Origin of the sequence: Sphingomonas cremea, assembly GCF_021502585.1 — a bacterium.
GTDB classification, from domain to species: Bacteria; Pseudomonadota; Alphaproteobacteria; order Sphingomonadales; family Sphingomonadaceae; genus Sphingomicrobium; species Sphingomicrobium cremea.
Genome location: NZ_JAKFGM010000003.1, coordinates 1 through 14,195 on the forward strand (window position 1 = coordinate 1; position 14,195 = coordinate 14,195).

The 14,195-nt window shown below is 62.6% G+C and carries 17 protein-coding genes and 1 tRNA gene; 8 read left to right on the forward strand and 10 right to left on the reverse strand.

Features of this window, described 5'->3' with window-relative positions:
- Together LVY65_RS10110 and corA are read left to right on the forward strand one after the other, a co-directional pair.
- Positions 1-3,600, forward strand: a 3,600-nt coding sequence (locus LVY65_RS10110; protein WP_235067999.1) for a beta strand repeat-containing protein, incomplete at its 5' end; no start/stop codon positions are given.
- Positions 3,601-3,839: 239 nt separating this feature from the next.
- Positions 3,840-4,808: a magnesium/cobalt transporter CorA gene (corA, locus tag LVY65_RS10115; RefSeq protein ID WP_235068000.1), complete on the forward strand. Its 969-nt coding sequence runs from the start codon at positions 3,840-3,842 to the stop codon at positions 4,806-4,808.
- Here the strand turns inward: corA and LVY65_RS10120 are convergent.
- Positions 4,805-5,437: a (d)CMP kinase gene (locus LVY65_RS10120; RefSeq protein ID WP_235068660.1), complete on the reverse strand. Its 633-nt coding sequence runs from the start codon at positions 5,435-5,437 to the stop codon at positions 4,805-4,807. The genes corA and LVY65_RS10120 overlap by 4 nt on opposite strands.
- Positions 5,438-5,561: 124 nt before the next feature.
- Here LVY65_RS10120 and LVY65_RS10125 point away from each other — a divergent pair, with 124 nt between their 5' ends.
- Complete coding sequence (locus LVY65_RS10125) at positions 5,562-5,879, forward strand: TIGR02300 family protein (protein ID WP_235068661.1); 318 nt, start codon at positions 5,562-5,564, stop codon at positions 5,877-5,879.
- 104 nt (positions 5,880-5,983) lie between these two features.
- A tRNA-Ala gene (locus LVY65_RS10130) sits at positions 5,984-6,059 on the forward strand.
- A gap of 80 nt (positions 6,060-6,139) precedes the next feature.
- On the opposite strand, the gene LVY65_RS10135 is transcribed toward LVY65_RS10130, so the two are convergent.
- From LVY65_RS10135 to LVY65_RS10160, 6 genes are all read right to left on the reverse strand, one after another.
- Positions 6,140-6,673: a hypothetical protein gene (locus tag LVY65_RS10135; RefSeq protein WP_235068002.1), complete on the reverse strand. Its 534-nt coding sequence runs from the start codon at positions 6,671-6,673 to the stop codon at positions 6,140-6,142.
- 128 nt (positions 6,674-6,801) lie between these two features.
- Positions 6,802-7,278: a YHS domain-containing (seleno)protein gene (locus tag LVY65_RS10140; RefSeq protein ID WP_235068003.1), complete on the reverse strand. Its 477-nt coding sequence runs from the start codon at positions 7,276-7,278 to the stop codon at positions 6,802-6,804.
- 24 nt (positions 7,279-7,302) lie between these two features.
- Entirely contained in the window at positions 7,303-7,758 is a 456-nt protein-coding gene (locus LVY65_RS10145; RefSeq protein ID WP_235068004.1) for a DoxX family protein, read from the reverse strand.
- A 20-nt stretch (positions 7,759-7,778) separates the two neighbouring features.
- Positions 7,779-8,492: an HvfC/BufC N-terminal domain-containing protein gene (locus LVY65_RS10150; protein WP_235068005.1), complete on the reverse strand. Its 714-nt coding sequence runs from the start codon at positions 8,490-8,492 to the stop codon at positions 7,779-7,781.
- Positions 8,485-9,327, reverse strand: coding sequence for an MNIO family bufferin maturase (bufB, locus tag LVY65_RS10155; RefSeq protein ID WP_235068006.1), 843 nt, complete (start codon positions 9,325-9,327; stop codon positions 8,485-8,487). Before bufB ends, LVY65_RS10150 begins: the two co-directional genes overlap by 8 nt.
- Positions 9,328-9,332: 5 nt before the next feature.
- Positions 9,333-9,611, reverse strand: a complete 279-nt coding sequence (locus tag LVY65_RS10160; RefSeq protein ID WP_235068007.1) for a BufA1 family periplasmic bufferin-type metallophore — start codon at positions 9,609-9,611, stop codon at positions 9,333-9,335.
- Between the two features lie 40 nt (positions 9,612-9,651).
- On the opposite strand from LVY65_RS10160, the gene LVY65_RS10165 reads away from it, so the two are divergent.
- The 4 genes from LVY65_RS10165 to LVY65_RS10180 all read left to right on the forward strand — a co-directional run bounded on the left by LVY65_RS10165 (position 9,652) and on the right by LVY65_RS10180 (position 12,011).
- On the forward strand, positions 9,652-9,813 hold the full coding sequence (locus LVY65_RS10165) for a hypothetical protein (protein ID WP_235068008.1): 162 nt from the start codon (positions 9,652-9,654) through the stop codon (positions 9,811-9,813).
- Positions 9,814-9,834: 21 nt separating this feature from the next.
- The gene (locus tag LVY65_RS10170; protein WP_235068009.1) at positions 9,835-10,404 is read left to right on the forward strand and encodes a sigma-70 family RNA polymerase sigma factor; all 570 of its coding nucleotides are present in this window, start codon (positions 9,835-9,837) and stop codon (positions 10,402-10,404) included.
- Positions 10,391-11,026 carry a DUF1109 domain-containing protein gene (locus tag LVY65_RS10175; protein WP_235068010.1) on the forward strand — a complete coding sequence of 212 codons (636 nt, stop codon included), beginning with the start codon at positions 10,391-10,393 and terminating at the stop codon, positions 11,024-11,026. Before LVY65_RS10170 ends, LVY65_RS10175 begins: the two co-directional genes overlap by 14 nt.
- 91 nt (positions 11,027-11,117) lie before the next feature.
- Positions 11,118-12,011, forward strand: coding sequence for a LysR family transcriptional regulator (locus LVY65_RS10180; protein WP_235068011.1), 894 nt, complete (start codon positions 11,118-11,120; stop codon positions 12,009-12,011).
- Here LVY65_RS10180 and LVY65_RS10185 read toward each other — a convergent pair.
- The 3 genes from LVY65_RS10185 to LVY65_RS10195 form a co-directional block, all read right to left on the reverse strand.
- Positions 11,978-12,388 (reverse strand): carboxymuconolactone decarboxylase family protein, encoded by a 411-nt coding sequence (locus LVY65_RS10185; RefSeq protein ID WP_235068012.1) that lies wholly within the window; start codon positions 12,386-12,388, stop codon positions 11,978-11,980. The genes LVY65_RS10180 and LVY65_RS10185 overlap by 34 nt on opposite strands.
- Positions 12,381-13,577, reverse strand: coding sequence for an MFS transporter (locus LVY65_RS10190; protein WP_235068013.1), 1,197 nt, complete (start codon positions 13,575-13,577; stop codon positions 12,381-12,383). The genes LVY65_RS10185 and LVY65_RS10190 overlap by 8 nt, the downstream gene beginning before the upstream one ends.
- A 99-nt stretch (positions 13,578-13,676) precedes the next feature.
- Positions 13,677-14,126 (reverse strand): cupin domain-containing protein, encoded by a 450-nt coding sequence (locus LVY65_RS10195; protein WP_235068014.1) that lies wholly within the window; start codon positions 14,124-14,126, stop codon positions 13,677-13,679.
- Positions 14,127-14,195: the final 69 nt, after the last annotated feature.

Consider the following 14,195-nt stretch of genomic DNA (forward strand, 5'->3'; position numbering starts at 1 on the left):
GGGCCAGTCAGCGGCGGCCCGTCGAGCGCCAGCGGAACCGAGGATGACGCGTCGATCGGCGGCAACGTCCCGGCCGCCAGCGACGTCGACGGCGATGCCCTGACCTACCAGCTGGTTTCGGGATCGGTTAAGATAAACGGAGTGGCGGCCGCCGACGGCACCGTGACCCTCAACCCCGACGGCAGCTACAGCTACACGCCGATTGCGGCCGACCAGGGATTGGACACCGGCGAGAGCAAGGTCATCACCTTCGACTATGTCGCCAACGACGGCACCGCCAATTCAGGCGCGGCGACGGTCACCATCACCGTCAACGGCGTCAACGACGCGCCGGTGACCGGCGGCAACGGCAGCGCCAGCGGTACCGAAAACGACGCCTCAATCGGCGGCAATGTTCCGGCTGCTACCGATGTCGACGTCGAGCCATTGACCTACCAGCTGGTGGCCGGATCGGTGAAGATCAACGGAGTGGCGGCCGCCGACGGCACGGTGACCCCCAACCCCGACGGCAGCTACAGCTACACGCCGATCGCGGCCGACCAGGGGCTCGACACCGGCGAAAGCAAGGTCATCACCTTCAACTACGTCGCCAACGACGGCACCGCCAACTCGGCGGCGGCGACCGTGACGATCACCGTCAACGGCGTGAATGACGCACCGGTTATCACGTCTAATGGCGGCGGAGACACGGCCAGCGTTTCGGTCGCCGAAAATACGACGGCCGTAACCACGGTCGTCGCGACCGACGTCGATGTGGAGAACATCACCTATTCGATCGTCGGCGGAGCGGACTCCGCCAAGTTCACGATCGATCCGAACACGGGCGCGCTTTCGTTCGTCAATGCTCCGGACTTCGAAAATCCGACCGACGTAGCCGGCGGATCGTCGGTTGCGGGAAACAACGTCTATGACGTGATCGTCCGCGCCTCGGATGGAACGGCAAGCGACGACCAGGCGATTGCCGTCACGGTCACGAATGCCGCGGAGAATGTGGCTCCGACTGCAAATGCTGACACGCTTTGGGCGACCAACAACACTGCGGTCACTTTTTCGAATGACGTTCTTCTCAACAATGACACCGATCCGGACGGACTAGCGCTGACGCTGACCAGCCTGACGTTGGCTACCGGTTCACTGGGTAGTTCGATCGTCTTAAATTCCAATGGGACATTCACGTTCACGACGGGTGCTGGGGGAGGTCTCGTTCCAACGCCAACAGTGGTCACGCTGAACTACACTACTTCGGACGGCGCAGGTGGAACAGCTTCCGGCACGGTCACGCTAAACGTTGTAACCGGCGGAGCCGGTGCCCAGACTATCGATCTGTCAGCCCTATCATATCAAGGATCATACCTCGACGGCGGCGCAAATAACGACAATCTATCCGACGGCTCGGCGTTGGGCACGTTGGTTGGCGGTCTCAATAATGACACGCTCAATGGCAATGCGGGCAATGACCTGCTGATTGGCGGCGACGGAAACGACACGCTTAGTGGCGGCGACGGCAATGACATCTTGCGGGGTGGTCTCGGAAACAATGACTCCATGAACGGAGGCAATGGCACTGAGGATTTGCTCGACTTCTCTGACGGCACGGTTGGCATGACCTTTACGCTGGATCAGACCGCCGGATCACACTCGATCACCAACGATACCGCGGGCCTCGGCCAGAACGACACCTACCAAAACATGGAAGGTGTAATTGGAACAAACCTCAACGATACCATCACAGGCAGCAACACCGCGAACGACATCCTTCGCGGTGGAGGCGGTAATGATACATTGAACGGTGCTGGCGGTGTTGATCTGATCGATTTCAGGGAGGGCACCGCTGGGATCACCTTCACACTAGTCCAAAGTAGCGTCGGCACCGCCTTCAACGCTTCGGGCGCCGGGCTTGGCACCGACACCTACAGCAACATGGAAGGCGTGATCGGCACAGTCTTCGCCGACACGCTGACTGGTAGCTCGGGCAACGACATCCTTCGCGGCGATGGCGGAAATGATATTCTCGACGGCGCTGGCGGCAACGACACGCTCGTCGGCGGTACGGGCGCGGATACGCTGACGGGTGGTCTTGGCAACGACACGTTCGTCTTGAGTACGCCGCTCAACGCCGTGGATTCCATCACCGATTATGCAGCCGGCGACATTGTCGACATTACCGCGATCCTGAATGTCCCAGGTCCGGTCAATCCCATCGCCGATGGCTATCTGAGGGTGACCACTACCGGTCTCATTCAGGTCGATCTCGACGGTGGCGGTAATAGCTGGGTCACCGTCAGCACCATCAACACTGGAGTCACTCCAACCATCCGCTACGTCGATGGCGGCGTGGTGACCGATATTGCGGTTGCGCCCGTCGCTCCCCCGATCGCGCTCGACCTCAATGGCGACGGCGTGGTCAGCTTCATCGGCACCGATGCCGGCGCACACTTCGACTATGGCGGTGGCACGGTGTCAACCGCATGGGTCGGGCCGCAGGACGGCATCTTGGTCCGCGACGCCAACCATGATGGGCTGGTCTCGGCCAACGAGATCGTCTTCGCAACCGACGGCAGCGACCTTGAAGGCCTGGCCCGCTACGACAGCAATGGCGACGGCCAGCTCTCGGCCGCCGATGCCAACTTCGCCGAGTTCGGCGTGTGGCAGGACGCGGACAGCGACGGCCAGGTCGACGCGGGCGAGCTTCAGTCGCTTACCGCTGAAGGCATTGCCAGCATCTCGCTCAGTTCCGACGGAGTCGGCTATTCGGCCGCCGGCGGAGACGTCAGCGTGGTCGGTACCGGCAGCTTCACCCGCACGGACGGCTCGACCGGGGTCCTGGCCGACGCAGTGTTCGCAACCGGCGGTCGCGTGGCGGAGGCCGAGCTTCGTACCGCAGCAGTCTCGGCCAATAGCAACGTCATCGCCGCCGCGGTCGCGGCGATGGGGTTTGCCGCCACTGCGGCCGCGGCGCATGAACCCGGCTCGCAAGGCAATCATGGGCAGCAAGGGGAACAGGAATCCCTGCCGTCCCCGTCCATCGTTGCCGATCAGGCGGCGGATAGCTCTGCCGGACCGGTGCAGTTGGAAGCATTTGTCGCCGGCGCCAGCCAGGCTGCGGGTTCCGCCGCGCTCCACACCAGCGCCACTGCATCCTCCACCGACGCGAACCATTCGATCACCGGATCGGATGCAAGCGTACCCGCCGAGTTGGCTCCGCTAGCGGCGGGAACAGAGCCCCGGGGTTCGGACGCCTCGGGACCGGCGATCGCTCCGGCGATGGTAGCGATGCCATCGGCCGAAGCGCTCGTCGCGGCATTCGACGATGCCGGAACGGCGAAAGCCGCTGCGGGTGAAACCGCCGCGTCGGTGGTCGCCGAAGCGCTGGCTGACGGCAATCAGGGATCGGCCATCGACGCCATCCTTGCGGCGACGCTCCCGTCAAATGCGAACAACGGCCAGGTCGATGCGGCGCAGGCCGCGTTCGCTGCGTTCGCCGGTCACGCTGGCCCGGCCGCCGCCGAATGGCATGGCAGCGGCTTCGGGTTCGGAATGGGCAATGCTCTGGGCGTCGAGCATGTCGCGCTGCACCCGGACATGCCCGCCCAGGCGTGATGGCCCGGAGTGAGCGTGGTCGAGGCAATGCTTGACTAGTAGGAAGCTATTTCATTCCTGCGGGCAATGAGCAGCAGCCTTGCGTTCGCCCGCTATTTGATCGCCCTTCTTCGCCATAACTTCGCAAAAATGGCGCCTCATCCCGAGACTTTTGTGAACTTAGTGAACGTAAGCCCTTCTCCCCGCCCGCCGTTCGTCCCTGCTGGCCGATCGCGCCGCAACGCCCTAAAGCAATTCCAATGACGGTCGTTGCTGCATATCTTTATCGCGACGGGCACCGCATCCGCGAGGTCTCGATCGACGAGCCCGTCGACTGCCGCGAGGACAAGAGCGAATTCGTTTGGATCGGCATCGCCGACCCGACCGAAGAGGAATTGCACTCCCTCGCCAATTGCTACCACCTCCACCCGCTGGCGATCGAAGATGCGCTCAAGGCCAACCAGCTGCCCAAGATCGACGTGTACGACGATCAGCTGTTCGTCGTCGCCCGAACCGCGCACCTGATGGAAGACCATATCGATTACGGCGAAACCGCCATCTTCGTCGGCCATAGCCACATTATCACTGTCCGCCACGGATCGACCCGCGCCCACACGGCATTGCGCGCGCAATTGGAGCAATCGCCGCGCCTGCTGATGCACGGGGTCGATTATCTGCTCCATGCGATCCTCGACTACATCGTCGACGGCTATGTCCCGCTGATCGAAGACCTGGAGGAGGAAGTGCTGGAGATGGAGACCAAGGCCATCGACAGCTTCCTTGGCCGGCAAGAGGTCAACCGCATCTTCACCGTGCGCCGCGAGCTGATCCGGTTTCAGCGGGTGCTCGGGCCGATGGGCGAGGTGGCGCAGAAGCTGGTGCGGCAAGATCTGCCGTGCATCGACGCGGAGGCGCGCATCTACTTCCGCGACGTTCAGGACCATATTCGCCGGGTCCAGGCGCGCGTCGATGGCCTTCGTGAGGTTCTGACCAGCGTGTTTGAGTTGAGCAGCCTGCTGGAGCAGCAGCGCACCGGTGCCATCACCCGACAACTGGCGGCATGGGCCGCGATCCTCGCGGTACCAACGGCGATCGCCGGCATTTACGGCATGAATTTCAAATATATGCCGGAATTGTCGACCAAATATGGCTATTACGTCGTGGTCGCGATCATCGTCGCGATCTGCACCCTTCTCTACCGGCGGTTCCGGCGCGTGGGCTGGCTCTAGGCGCGAGCCTTGACGCGCGCCTCGACGAGCCCGATCGCGGCGGCAATGGCTTCTTCGATGCTCATCTCGCTGGTGTCGAGCAGTTCGGCATCTTCGGCCTTCGCCAATGGCGCTGCTTCCCGCCCGCTGTCCCGCTCGTCCCGTGCTCGGATGTCGATCAGCACATCCTCATAATGGGAGGGCATTCCGCGGGCGAGCAGCTCGGCGACACGACGGCGGGCACGAACTTCGGGCGAAGCAGTGACGAACAGTTTGGCAGTCGCGTGGGGAGCAATGACGGTGCCGATGTCACGACCGTCGAGCACCGCGCCGTCGGCCCCCGCCGCGAAGCTCCGCTGCCGTTCCAGCAGTGCCGCGCGAACGCCCGGATAGGCCGAAATGCGGCTGGCGATCGAACTCACCACCTCGCTTCGAAGCTCTTCGTCGGTCGGGTCGATTTGGGCGACCCCGTCGCAAGCGCGAACCGCTTCGAATTCGCTTCCCGGATCGCCGCCGAAGCGGAACATGCTGAGGGCGACGGCCCGGTAAAGCATCCCCGTGTCCATGTGCGGCAGGCCGAAGTGCCTGGCCAGCGCCCGGGCGATGGTCCCCTTGCCGCTGGCGGCGGGACCGTCGACGGCGATGACGATGGGGTTGGCGGGTCGGTTCATGCTTGCGGCGCTTTGACAGGGGCTTGGCGGTATGGCAAGGCGCCCGCCGATCCGGCATGGGCCCGACGCGGTGCCCGCCAACTCACCATGGAGAACTGACCCAATGGTCAATCCCGAATGGGGCACCAAGCGTAGCTGCCCCAAATGCTCGACCCGCTTTTACGATCTCGGCAAGGATGATCCGGTTACCTGCATCAATTGCGGCAACGCCTGGCTGCCCGAGCCAGTGCTGAAGTCGAAGCAGCCGCTGCCATTCGAAGTCGCCGCGCCCGAGAAGGTCAAGGAAGCCGACGAGGACCTGGCCGCCGAGGAACTGGTTCCCGACGAAGATGAGGAGCCGAGCGCCGACGACGAGGTTGACCTGGCCACTGGCGAGGATGACCTGGGAGTCACGACCGGCGACGGCGATGAGGAAAGTTAAGGCGTCCGGGGGTTGAATTTTCCCGTTGGCAGACGGGAAAGCATCCCCTAAAGGCGCCTCCGGACAGGGTCCCATCAAAGTAATACTTTGATGGGTACCGGGACGGGGCCGTAGCTCAGCTGGGAGAGCGTCGCAATGGCATTGCGAAGGTCAGGGGTTCGATCCCCCTCGGCTCCACCATCCGTCCAGAATGTCGCGGAAATCCGGTGATGCCCGGGTTCGACCCAAAGCGGGCATTGTCGCGATCTTGATTGGCCGTCTCAGTTAACCGATTCAGGGACCTTCTCGACCCATTCCGGAAAGAACGCCGCTTCCCGGCTCGACCAGCCGGGAGCCGTCGCCTCATGAGATTTGATTGATCCCAAAAGCGTCTTGCGCGAATCCGGATGAAGAAATGGCAGTGCGGCAGCGGCGCAGAAGACGCTCGGCAGCCAAGGCCGAATGGTTGGACCGATCAGTCGCTCGTACAGAAACCGATATGCCGCGAAGCTTGCGATCTTGCCTTCTTCAAGGTCTCGGGCGGACAGGGCGATTAGCGGGCCGATGAACAACTCTGTGTCGTCCAATCCGATGTCGTCCGGGACACAGGCGCGGATGAGGTCGAGAATCCGGTAGCGCTTTGACTGTTCCGCGATTTTGGCGGCTTCGACGGGACGACGGGCCCAGCATTCGACCGCGTCACGCCGGCCGAGGCCGACGTCGAGCGACCGGCGGATGAAGCGCTGCTCGGCCGCGGTGAAAGTCGCGAACTCCTTCATTTCGGACAGCATCCGGGAGGATAAATCCTGGGTCATCGTCGACTCCTTTAGAAGCGGTTCGACGATCATTTTCCCGGATCTAGCGGCGCGGTTCCAATGCCGCTCTCGCATCATATCGATAAAGTGAAAGTGGGAGGCAGGGGATCCACCCGCCTCCCACCTGGTCAGTTGTTTTGGTTGTTGGTCAGCACTTTTGGCCAGTTGGCCTGGCCGCGCCGGATCGCATCGTCCTGGTCGGCTTCCCACAACTCCTTCGCCCGGGCGTTGAAATTTAGATACAGCTTTCCGTCGACAATCTTCCACTGCTCGGGGTCGCCCGGGGCGATGTAGCCCTGGCTCACCGCCCAGGCGCAGTAGCCGCCGAACTGCGGTTCATATACTGCCGGATCGGCCTTGAACTTGGCCAGTGCAGCCGCCGATGCAAATTGCCAGGTCGCACCTTTGTACTGGGTCTGGTGCGCCTTGCTGCCTCGCAACGGCCGGCCCTGGAGGAAATAGGCGGTGACGTCGTAACCGCGAGCGGCAAGATGATCCGCCTCGACGCTGATCTCCGGCGCGGGGCTGTTGGCCGCCTGGGCCGCCGCGGGCAATGGGGCCGCCAAAAGGGCAAGCGACGTCAGGCGCAGAAACAAGGAACGCATATCATTCTCCAAATGGTAGGTGGGTCAGGAAATCCGGAGCAGCCGGTCGAGCGACCAATTGCCGCCGCCGAGCGCGATGAGCGGCAGCATCAACCCAGCCCAGCTGAGATGAGTCGGCCAGGCGTCGGGATAGACGAAGGTCTGGATGACCAGCGTCATGCCGAGCAGCGCGGCGGCCGACAGGCGGGTGAAAAGGCCGAGCACCAGTAGGACCGGGAATAGGTGCTCGGCCCCCGCCGCCATGTAGGCGGCGAGCTCGGGAGGCAGGAGTGGCAGCGCATATTCGCTGCGAAACAACTCGATGGTGGTGTCGGGGATCGTGAAAATCCCTTCGACTTTGGTCCTGCCAGACTGAAAGAAGACCGCCGCGATTCCCAGGCGTTGCACTAGCAAAAGGGCTGAAGCCGGCAGCGCGTGCTCCGCCAAATCGGTCAGCAGTTGGTAGCGCGATCGGGGTTCGGATTGAGCGATCGTGGCCATGAAATGGTCCTCTCCTTTGGTCATTGAATGATGATGGCGCCGGATGCGACGGCACGATGAAGAAGCTCGGAAACATCGGCTCGCGGAAATTCTGCCGCGACTGCGGATACAACCTCGGCAACTGGCGCGGGTGCGACGCAAGCCAGCAATAGACGGTAGTAGGGAGCATCGATGAGTTCGGCTCGAACCGAAAGCCCCGGTCGGGTGAACAGCGCCCATTCGTCGGCCCACACCGGGTCCAGCTCGACAAGGCCGTGCGGATTGCGGTGGGCCTGCCAGATGCTCATCGCCGGCATCGCCAGCCAGGCGAAACGCGTCGCGGGGTGAAGCGCGACCCTCGATCCGCGGCTGTAGGATCGCTCGATGCCGGCCGGTTCGGATGCAAGGAAGGATTCGAGCCACAGCCGATCGAGCCGAGCGACATCGGCCAGATACGGCAACTCTCCGGTCCACGATTGACGCGCGAGAAAGGTGGCGAACTCGCCGCCATATTCGGACAGGACCGGGCCTCGCGGCGGATGCTCCCGGCGATAGTCGAGCGCGACTTGGGTGAACATCTCCTCGCCGACCAGCATGTCGACCGTCGGGTAGGCGGCACGAAGCGCTTCGACCGCACCGCGAGCGCAGGTGTTGCGATAGACTGCGAAAGCCTTTTGGCCGGACAATCTGTCGAACGAGTCATCGTCGAGGATGGCCCGGGCGAAATTGGCCTGGAAATCGGCGAGGTCAGGCATTGGCCACCTCGCGCTGACCAGCCATCATTGCCGCCGCCTTGTCGCGCTCGATAAGCAGCGTGTCGAACTCAGGGATGTTGTCGTCCCGCTCGATCAGCGTCGGCGGCCGGTCGGTGCCGCGGTGGGCCAGCAACCAGTCGTAGAGCTTCCAGACCTCGGCCGAAACCGGGGTGTCATGGCTATCGATCAGCAATGAACCGCCCAGCAGCGGATCTTCCGAATGGCCGGCCAAATGGATTTCGCTGATCTCGGCGCGAGGCAGTGCGTCGAGGTAGGAGACCGGGTTGAAGCCGAGGTTATTGGCGCTGACGAAGACGTTGTTGACGTCAATTAGCAAGCCGCAGCCAGTGCGCCTGACCAACTCGGCAAGGAACAATGATTCTGGCCACTCGTGCCCCTCAAGCTGCATGTAGAGCGACGGATTTTCGATCAGGATTTGCCGGCCAAGGGCCGATTGGGTGATGTCGATATTGCGACCAATTGTCTCCAGCGCCTCGTTGGTGCGCGGGAAAGGCAGCAGGTCGGGGAAACTGACCTCCTCGTGCCGCGACCAGGCGAGATGTTCGGACAGGAGGAAGGGCTGGAACCTGTCTACCAGCCGCTTAAGTTTCGAGAGGTGTTCACCGTCGGGTCGCGCGGTGCCGGCAAGCGACAATCCGACGCCATGAACAGACAAAGGGAAGGAAGCTCTTAGCGCCTCGAGCATGGCCAGCCGCGGACCGCCATCGACCATGTAATTTTCGGCATGGATTTCGAACCATAGGCCCGCCGCCGGACAGGCCAATGCCTGCTCGTAATGCACGGGCTTGAAGCCCAGTCCGGCGGTCGGGGTCATGGCGTTTAGGCTGCCTTCGGGGTCAGCGAACCGTGGCCCTTGGGGGTCTTGATGGCCGTGCAGGTGCCCTTGGCGACATATTTCCAGGCGTTGCCTGCATAATTGCGCTTGGACGTGCCGGCACAGCTGGTGCCCGGTCCTGCCGCGCAGTCATTCTTTCCGGCCAGTGAGACGCCATAGCATTTGTCGGCATTCGGCTGGGGCTTGGCAGGGCCGGCCGTTGCCGAGGTTGCGGCAAATGCGGTCAGGGCCGTTACGACGGCAATATTGGTGAGCTTGTTCATTAGACTCTCCTCGGTTGGTAAAGGCGATAAGGACGGCCGGATGATCGAGCTTCGGCGGGTCAAATTGAAATGCCGCTTGCGCATGATCTCGATGCATTCCGCCGATGAGCGATCCCAGGCGGCCGCTGCTAAGCATTCGCGCAAAAGCTCTGCTTGGTTACGCGGTCCAAAAATAATCGCGCCGTTCGGGCCGCTGCTGTAACCAACTTCGCAAGGCGGCCGAATGAACCCGACAAGCACCGTGCAGGCACTAGAGGCTAAGTTGAACGCGTTGATGGTCGCCAGCATGGGCGGGCACGCAGGCGCCTATCAAACGCTGCTTCGGCTCAGCGCCGAACGACTGCGCTCCTATTTTCGGCGCCGCCTGTCCGGCCGCGACGCGGATGTGGAGGACCTGGTGCAGGAAACGCTGATGGCCATTCACAATAAGCGGGCAAGCTACGACCCGACGCTCCCGTTCACCGCATGGCTGCATGGTATTGCTCGCTATCGGCTGATCGATTTCCTGCGACGCGACAAACAGCTGGCGAGCCTATCAACCGACGATGGATTTCAGCCCGTCGACGACGGAGGATTCGATGCCCTGCTCGCTCAGGTCGATATCGCGGAGCTGCTCGCCGAATTGCCGTCCAAGCAAGCGACGGCGATCCGGCTTACCCGCATCGAAGGATATTCCGTCCGTGAGACCGCCGAGTTGAGCGGGCAAAGCGAACCGGCGGTCAAGGTGAATGTCCATCGTGGCCTGGGCCGGTTGATTGCGGCAATAAAAGGGGGCGCGGATGCGGACCGATGAGCTGATTGCCGAGCTCTCCCGAGGCCCCTGGCCAACGGTACGTCCAGCACGGCGCATGGCGGCGGCAATGTTCGCGGGCTGGCTCATCGCGCTCGGCGGGCTGATGTTGATCGTCGGCCAGCCACTGGCTGCCGTCGCAAGGACGGGGGTCGCTCCTTTTGGACTGAAGCTGGGCTTCACGCTCGCGCTGGCGATCATTTCCACCCTGGCTGCGCTCGCGGCCGGTCGACCCGGTCAACACTTAGGGCCGCGGTTGGCCCTAATCAGCCTGCCTTTCCTGGTTATTGCAGTGGTGGCTGCAATCGAACTGACCTCGGTCGACCCGGCGGGTCGACAGCCGCTGCTATTTGGCACGTCATTCCGTTCCTGCCTGACAGCTGTCACGCTCTCCTGCGTCCCGGTCCTCGCCGGAACGATGTGGGCCTACCGGGTGCTTGCGCCGACCCGGCCGACGCTCGCGGGGTTTCTCGCTGGTCTGAGCTCCGGTGCGGCCGCAGCCGTGGCATATGCCTTATACTGCACGGAAACGACTGCCTCGTTCCTGCTTGCCGCATACACGCCGGCGATCCTGATTCCGGCAGTTGCCGGCGCGTTGCTGGGACCAAGGATACTGCGCTGGTAGCGGGGCAACATGGCTTCGATAGACAATCGGTATGGCGCCGCCCGGCGTCGCCGGTGTAAGGATTTTACACTCGCAAGAGGGACCGCATCCTATGGAAATGCAGCAGGTGCGCTATTTTGTGGCGCTCGCAGAAACGCTGAATTTCACGCGCGCGGCTGAAAAGTGCAATGTCAGCCAGCCGGCGCTGACCCGCGCCATTCAACAGCTTGAGCATGAACTCGGCGGACCGCTGTTCCATCGGGAACGCGGGAATACGCATCTTTCCGAACTGGGGCGCATGATGCTGCCCTATCTGCAAGGCGTCGATGATCAGTGCCGGGCCGCAAAGGAACAGGCCAAGGCAGCCAAGAAGCTGGAAAAAGCCACGCTCACCATCGGCACAATGTGCACCATTGGTCCGCAACTGGTGTCGCAGCTCATGATCCGCTTTCAGGCCGCCCATCCCAATGTGGAAGTCCGCGTCATTGATTCTGGGGCGCCGCAGATGATCGAGATGCTTGAAAAGGGCGATCTCGAGGTGGCGATCGTGGGCGTTCCCGAAGAGCTTCCAGAATCGCTGCATCAGCTGCCGATCTTCGAAGAAAATTTCGTAATCGTGCTGCCGCCAAACCATCGGCTGTGCGCCAGCAACCCGATCCGCGCCATAGAGCTCGACAAGGAACCCTATGTCAGCCGAACAAACTGCGAAGTGTTCGAGCCTGTGCGCAAAGAATTGTTCAGCCGGGGCGTATTCCTGCGCCAGGTGTTCAGCTCGCCGCGCGACGACTGGGTGCAAGGGATGATAAAGGCCGGGTTGGGTATCGGATTTTTCCCCGAATTTGCAGTCACGGATCCGGACCTGGTCGTGCGGCCGCTGGTCGATCCCAGCTTCAGTCGGACTATCTACCTGGCGACGGTGCGCGGCCGGCCTCATTCCCCGGCAGTTGGCGCCTTTGTGCAGGAAGCCCGACGCTATCCCTGGCCGGCGACCCGCCTCGCCGCCTGACAGGGTCGTTCTTCGGTCAGCAGGTCGTGGCAGGACGCCAGCGCATTTAGCGCAGAGGGAAAGCCCGCGTAGATCGCGGTCTGCATCAGGATTTCGATGATTTCGGCCTTGGTCAGCCCGACCTGGGTCGCCGCCTGGATATGGATCCGAAGCTGCGGGTCGGCATTGCCTAACGTCGCCAGCGACGAAATGGCGGCAATTTCGCGGCTGCGAAGATCGAGGCCATTGCGCGCATAAAGGTCGCCCAGCGGGAACTCGATGGCCATGCGCGCGAAGTCGGGCGCGAGTTCGGCAACCCGGCTGGTCGTAAACTCTTCGAGCTTCTCCGCCGCGAGTTGCTCTGCAATTTCAATCCCCCGCATATAACGCTCACTCATGGACTTTCCTTTTCATGCGAAGCTTGCGGCCGAGCCATGCCGCCAACCCAAGTGCGGCAGACGTACCAGCGACCGCGGCATTCCATCCGAAGCGGTCGAACAGCTGGCCAACAATGGCGGCGCCGAAAAGGCCGCCGCAATAATAGGACGATAGATAGAGCCCGCTTGCGGCAGCCTTGTCGCCCTCGGCGACGCGACCGACATGGCCCGTCGCCACTGCCTGGGCGAAGAAGGTGCCGATGCCGACAAGGGTCATTCCGACAATGACGAACGTGAGGCTCGGCAGGACCATAAGTGCCAGCCCTGCCAAGGCGATGCCGAGGCTGGCGGGGATCGTTACGCCCGGACCATATCGGTCGGTTATGCGTCCAGCCGCTGGCGTGGTCACCATCGATGGCGCGAACACAAGGAAGACGAGGCCTAGCGCACCCATCGACAAAGCATGGGGCGGGCGCATTAGGACGAATCCGACGTAGGTAAAGACGCCGATGAAGGCGAACAGGATCAGGAAGCCGATGGCAAAGGTCCGCAGCAACTCCGGCCGAGCCAGGTGCCGTGCCCAGGCGGACCAGAAGCGACCGTGCTCCGTCATCGCCTCAGGCTCGTTACGGGTCAGGGCGAAAGCGACCAGCACTGCCCCGGCGACATTCAGCGCCGCGAAAAACAGGAAGCTCGAAGTGGCGCCGACCAGCCCGGCGACAAATGCGGCGGTCAGGCGGCCAATCAAATTGCTGGCAACCACACCGGTCACATAGGCGGCCAGCGCAGTTGCGGTGCGATGTTCGCAGCGTTCCGCAAGGTGGGTAAGCGTCAAGGTGAACGCAGCGGCCATGAACAGACCCTGGGTCACACGCAGAAGCGCGAAGATCGTCAGGTTTGGCGCAAAGGCCAGCAGCGCAGTCGGCACCGACAATATCAGGAGGCTTAGCGTGATTGCCCGCTTGCGCTCGACGTTGGCGCTGAACGCACCGACGAGGAGACCGGCCACCGCCATGCCCAAAGTGGTCGAATTGGCGGCGACACCGATTTCGGATGGTATCACGCCATATTCGGCAGCCAGGCTGGGCAAGATCGCTTGGGTAGCGAACAGGTCGACCAGAGTCAGAAAGCCGATCACCGCGATCAGCAGCGATCGTGCCGGCGATAGTGCCGGTAGCGGAGCGACGGCAGAGATGGCGATCTGGTTCATGGCAAGCCTATCGGCGATTTGGCGTCCCGCCCGGGGGCTGGGGCGGGACGCCAGGGGTTGCCGGCTGAGAGGGCGTTGGTGCAGCCGGCTCGGGGAGGCTTATTTGCCGTGGAACACATCCGACGACAGCAGGACCGCCGGCTCGGTTCCGTGGTTGATCCAATAATGCGAAATTCCGTCGGCCTCGCGGCTGATGTCGCCGGCGTGGTGTTCAATGGGGGCCGAGCAATCGGAGCGATGCTCGGTGATCGAGCCGCTAACGGTGACGATCAGTGCCGGACGATCGGCATGGCTGTGAAGCGGCACGATGCCGCCCGGCTGAACGACCAGCCGGCGGGTGCGGAGCTGGCGGCCTTCGACATTGATTTCCTTGCCCAGATCGACCGAACCGATAACGGTATCGGTGACGTCCTTCGGTTCTTTCGGCGCGTTGGCTAATGCATTGGTGCCCCCGGCGGGGCACTGGCTGGCCAGGGCGGGAGTAGCGCCGCCAAGCGCGATCGCGGCAATGAGGCCGGCCGCAAGCGACGATTTCGTGATGTTGAACATTGCCGTTTCCTTCAAAAATCAAAATGGTCGTCGCGGTGTCCGGCTCGTGGATGGGCGGGATTCCATTGT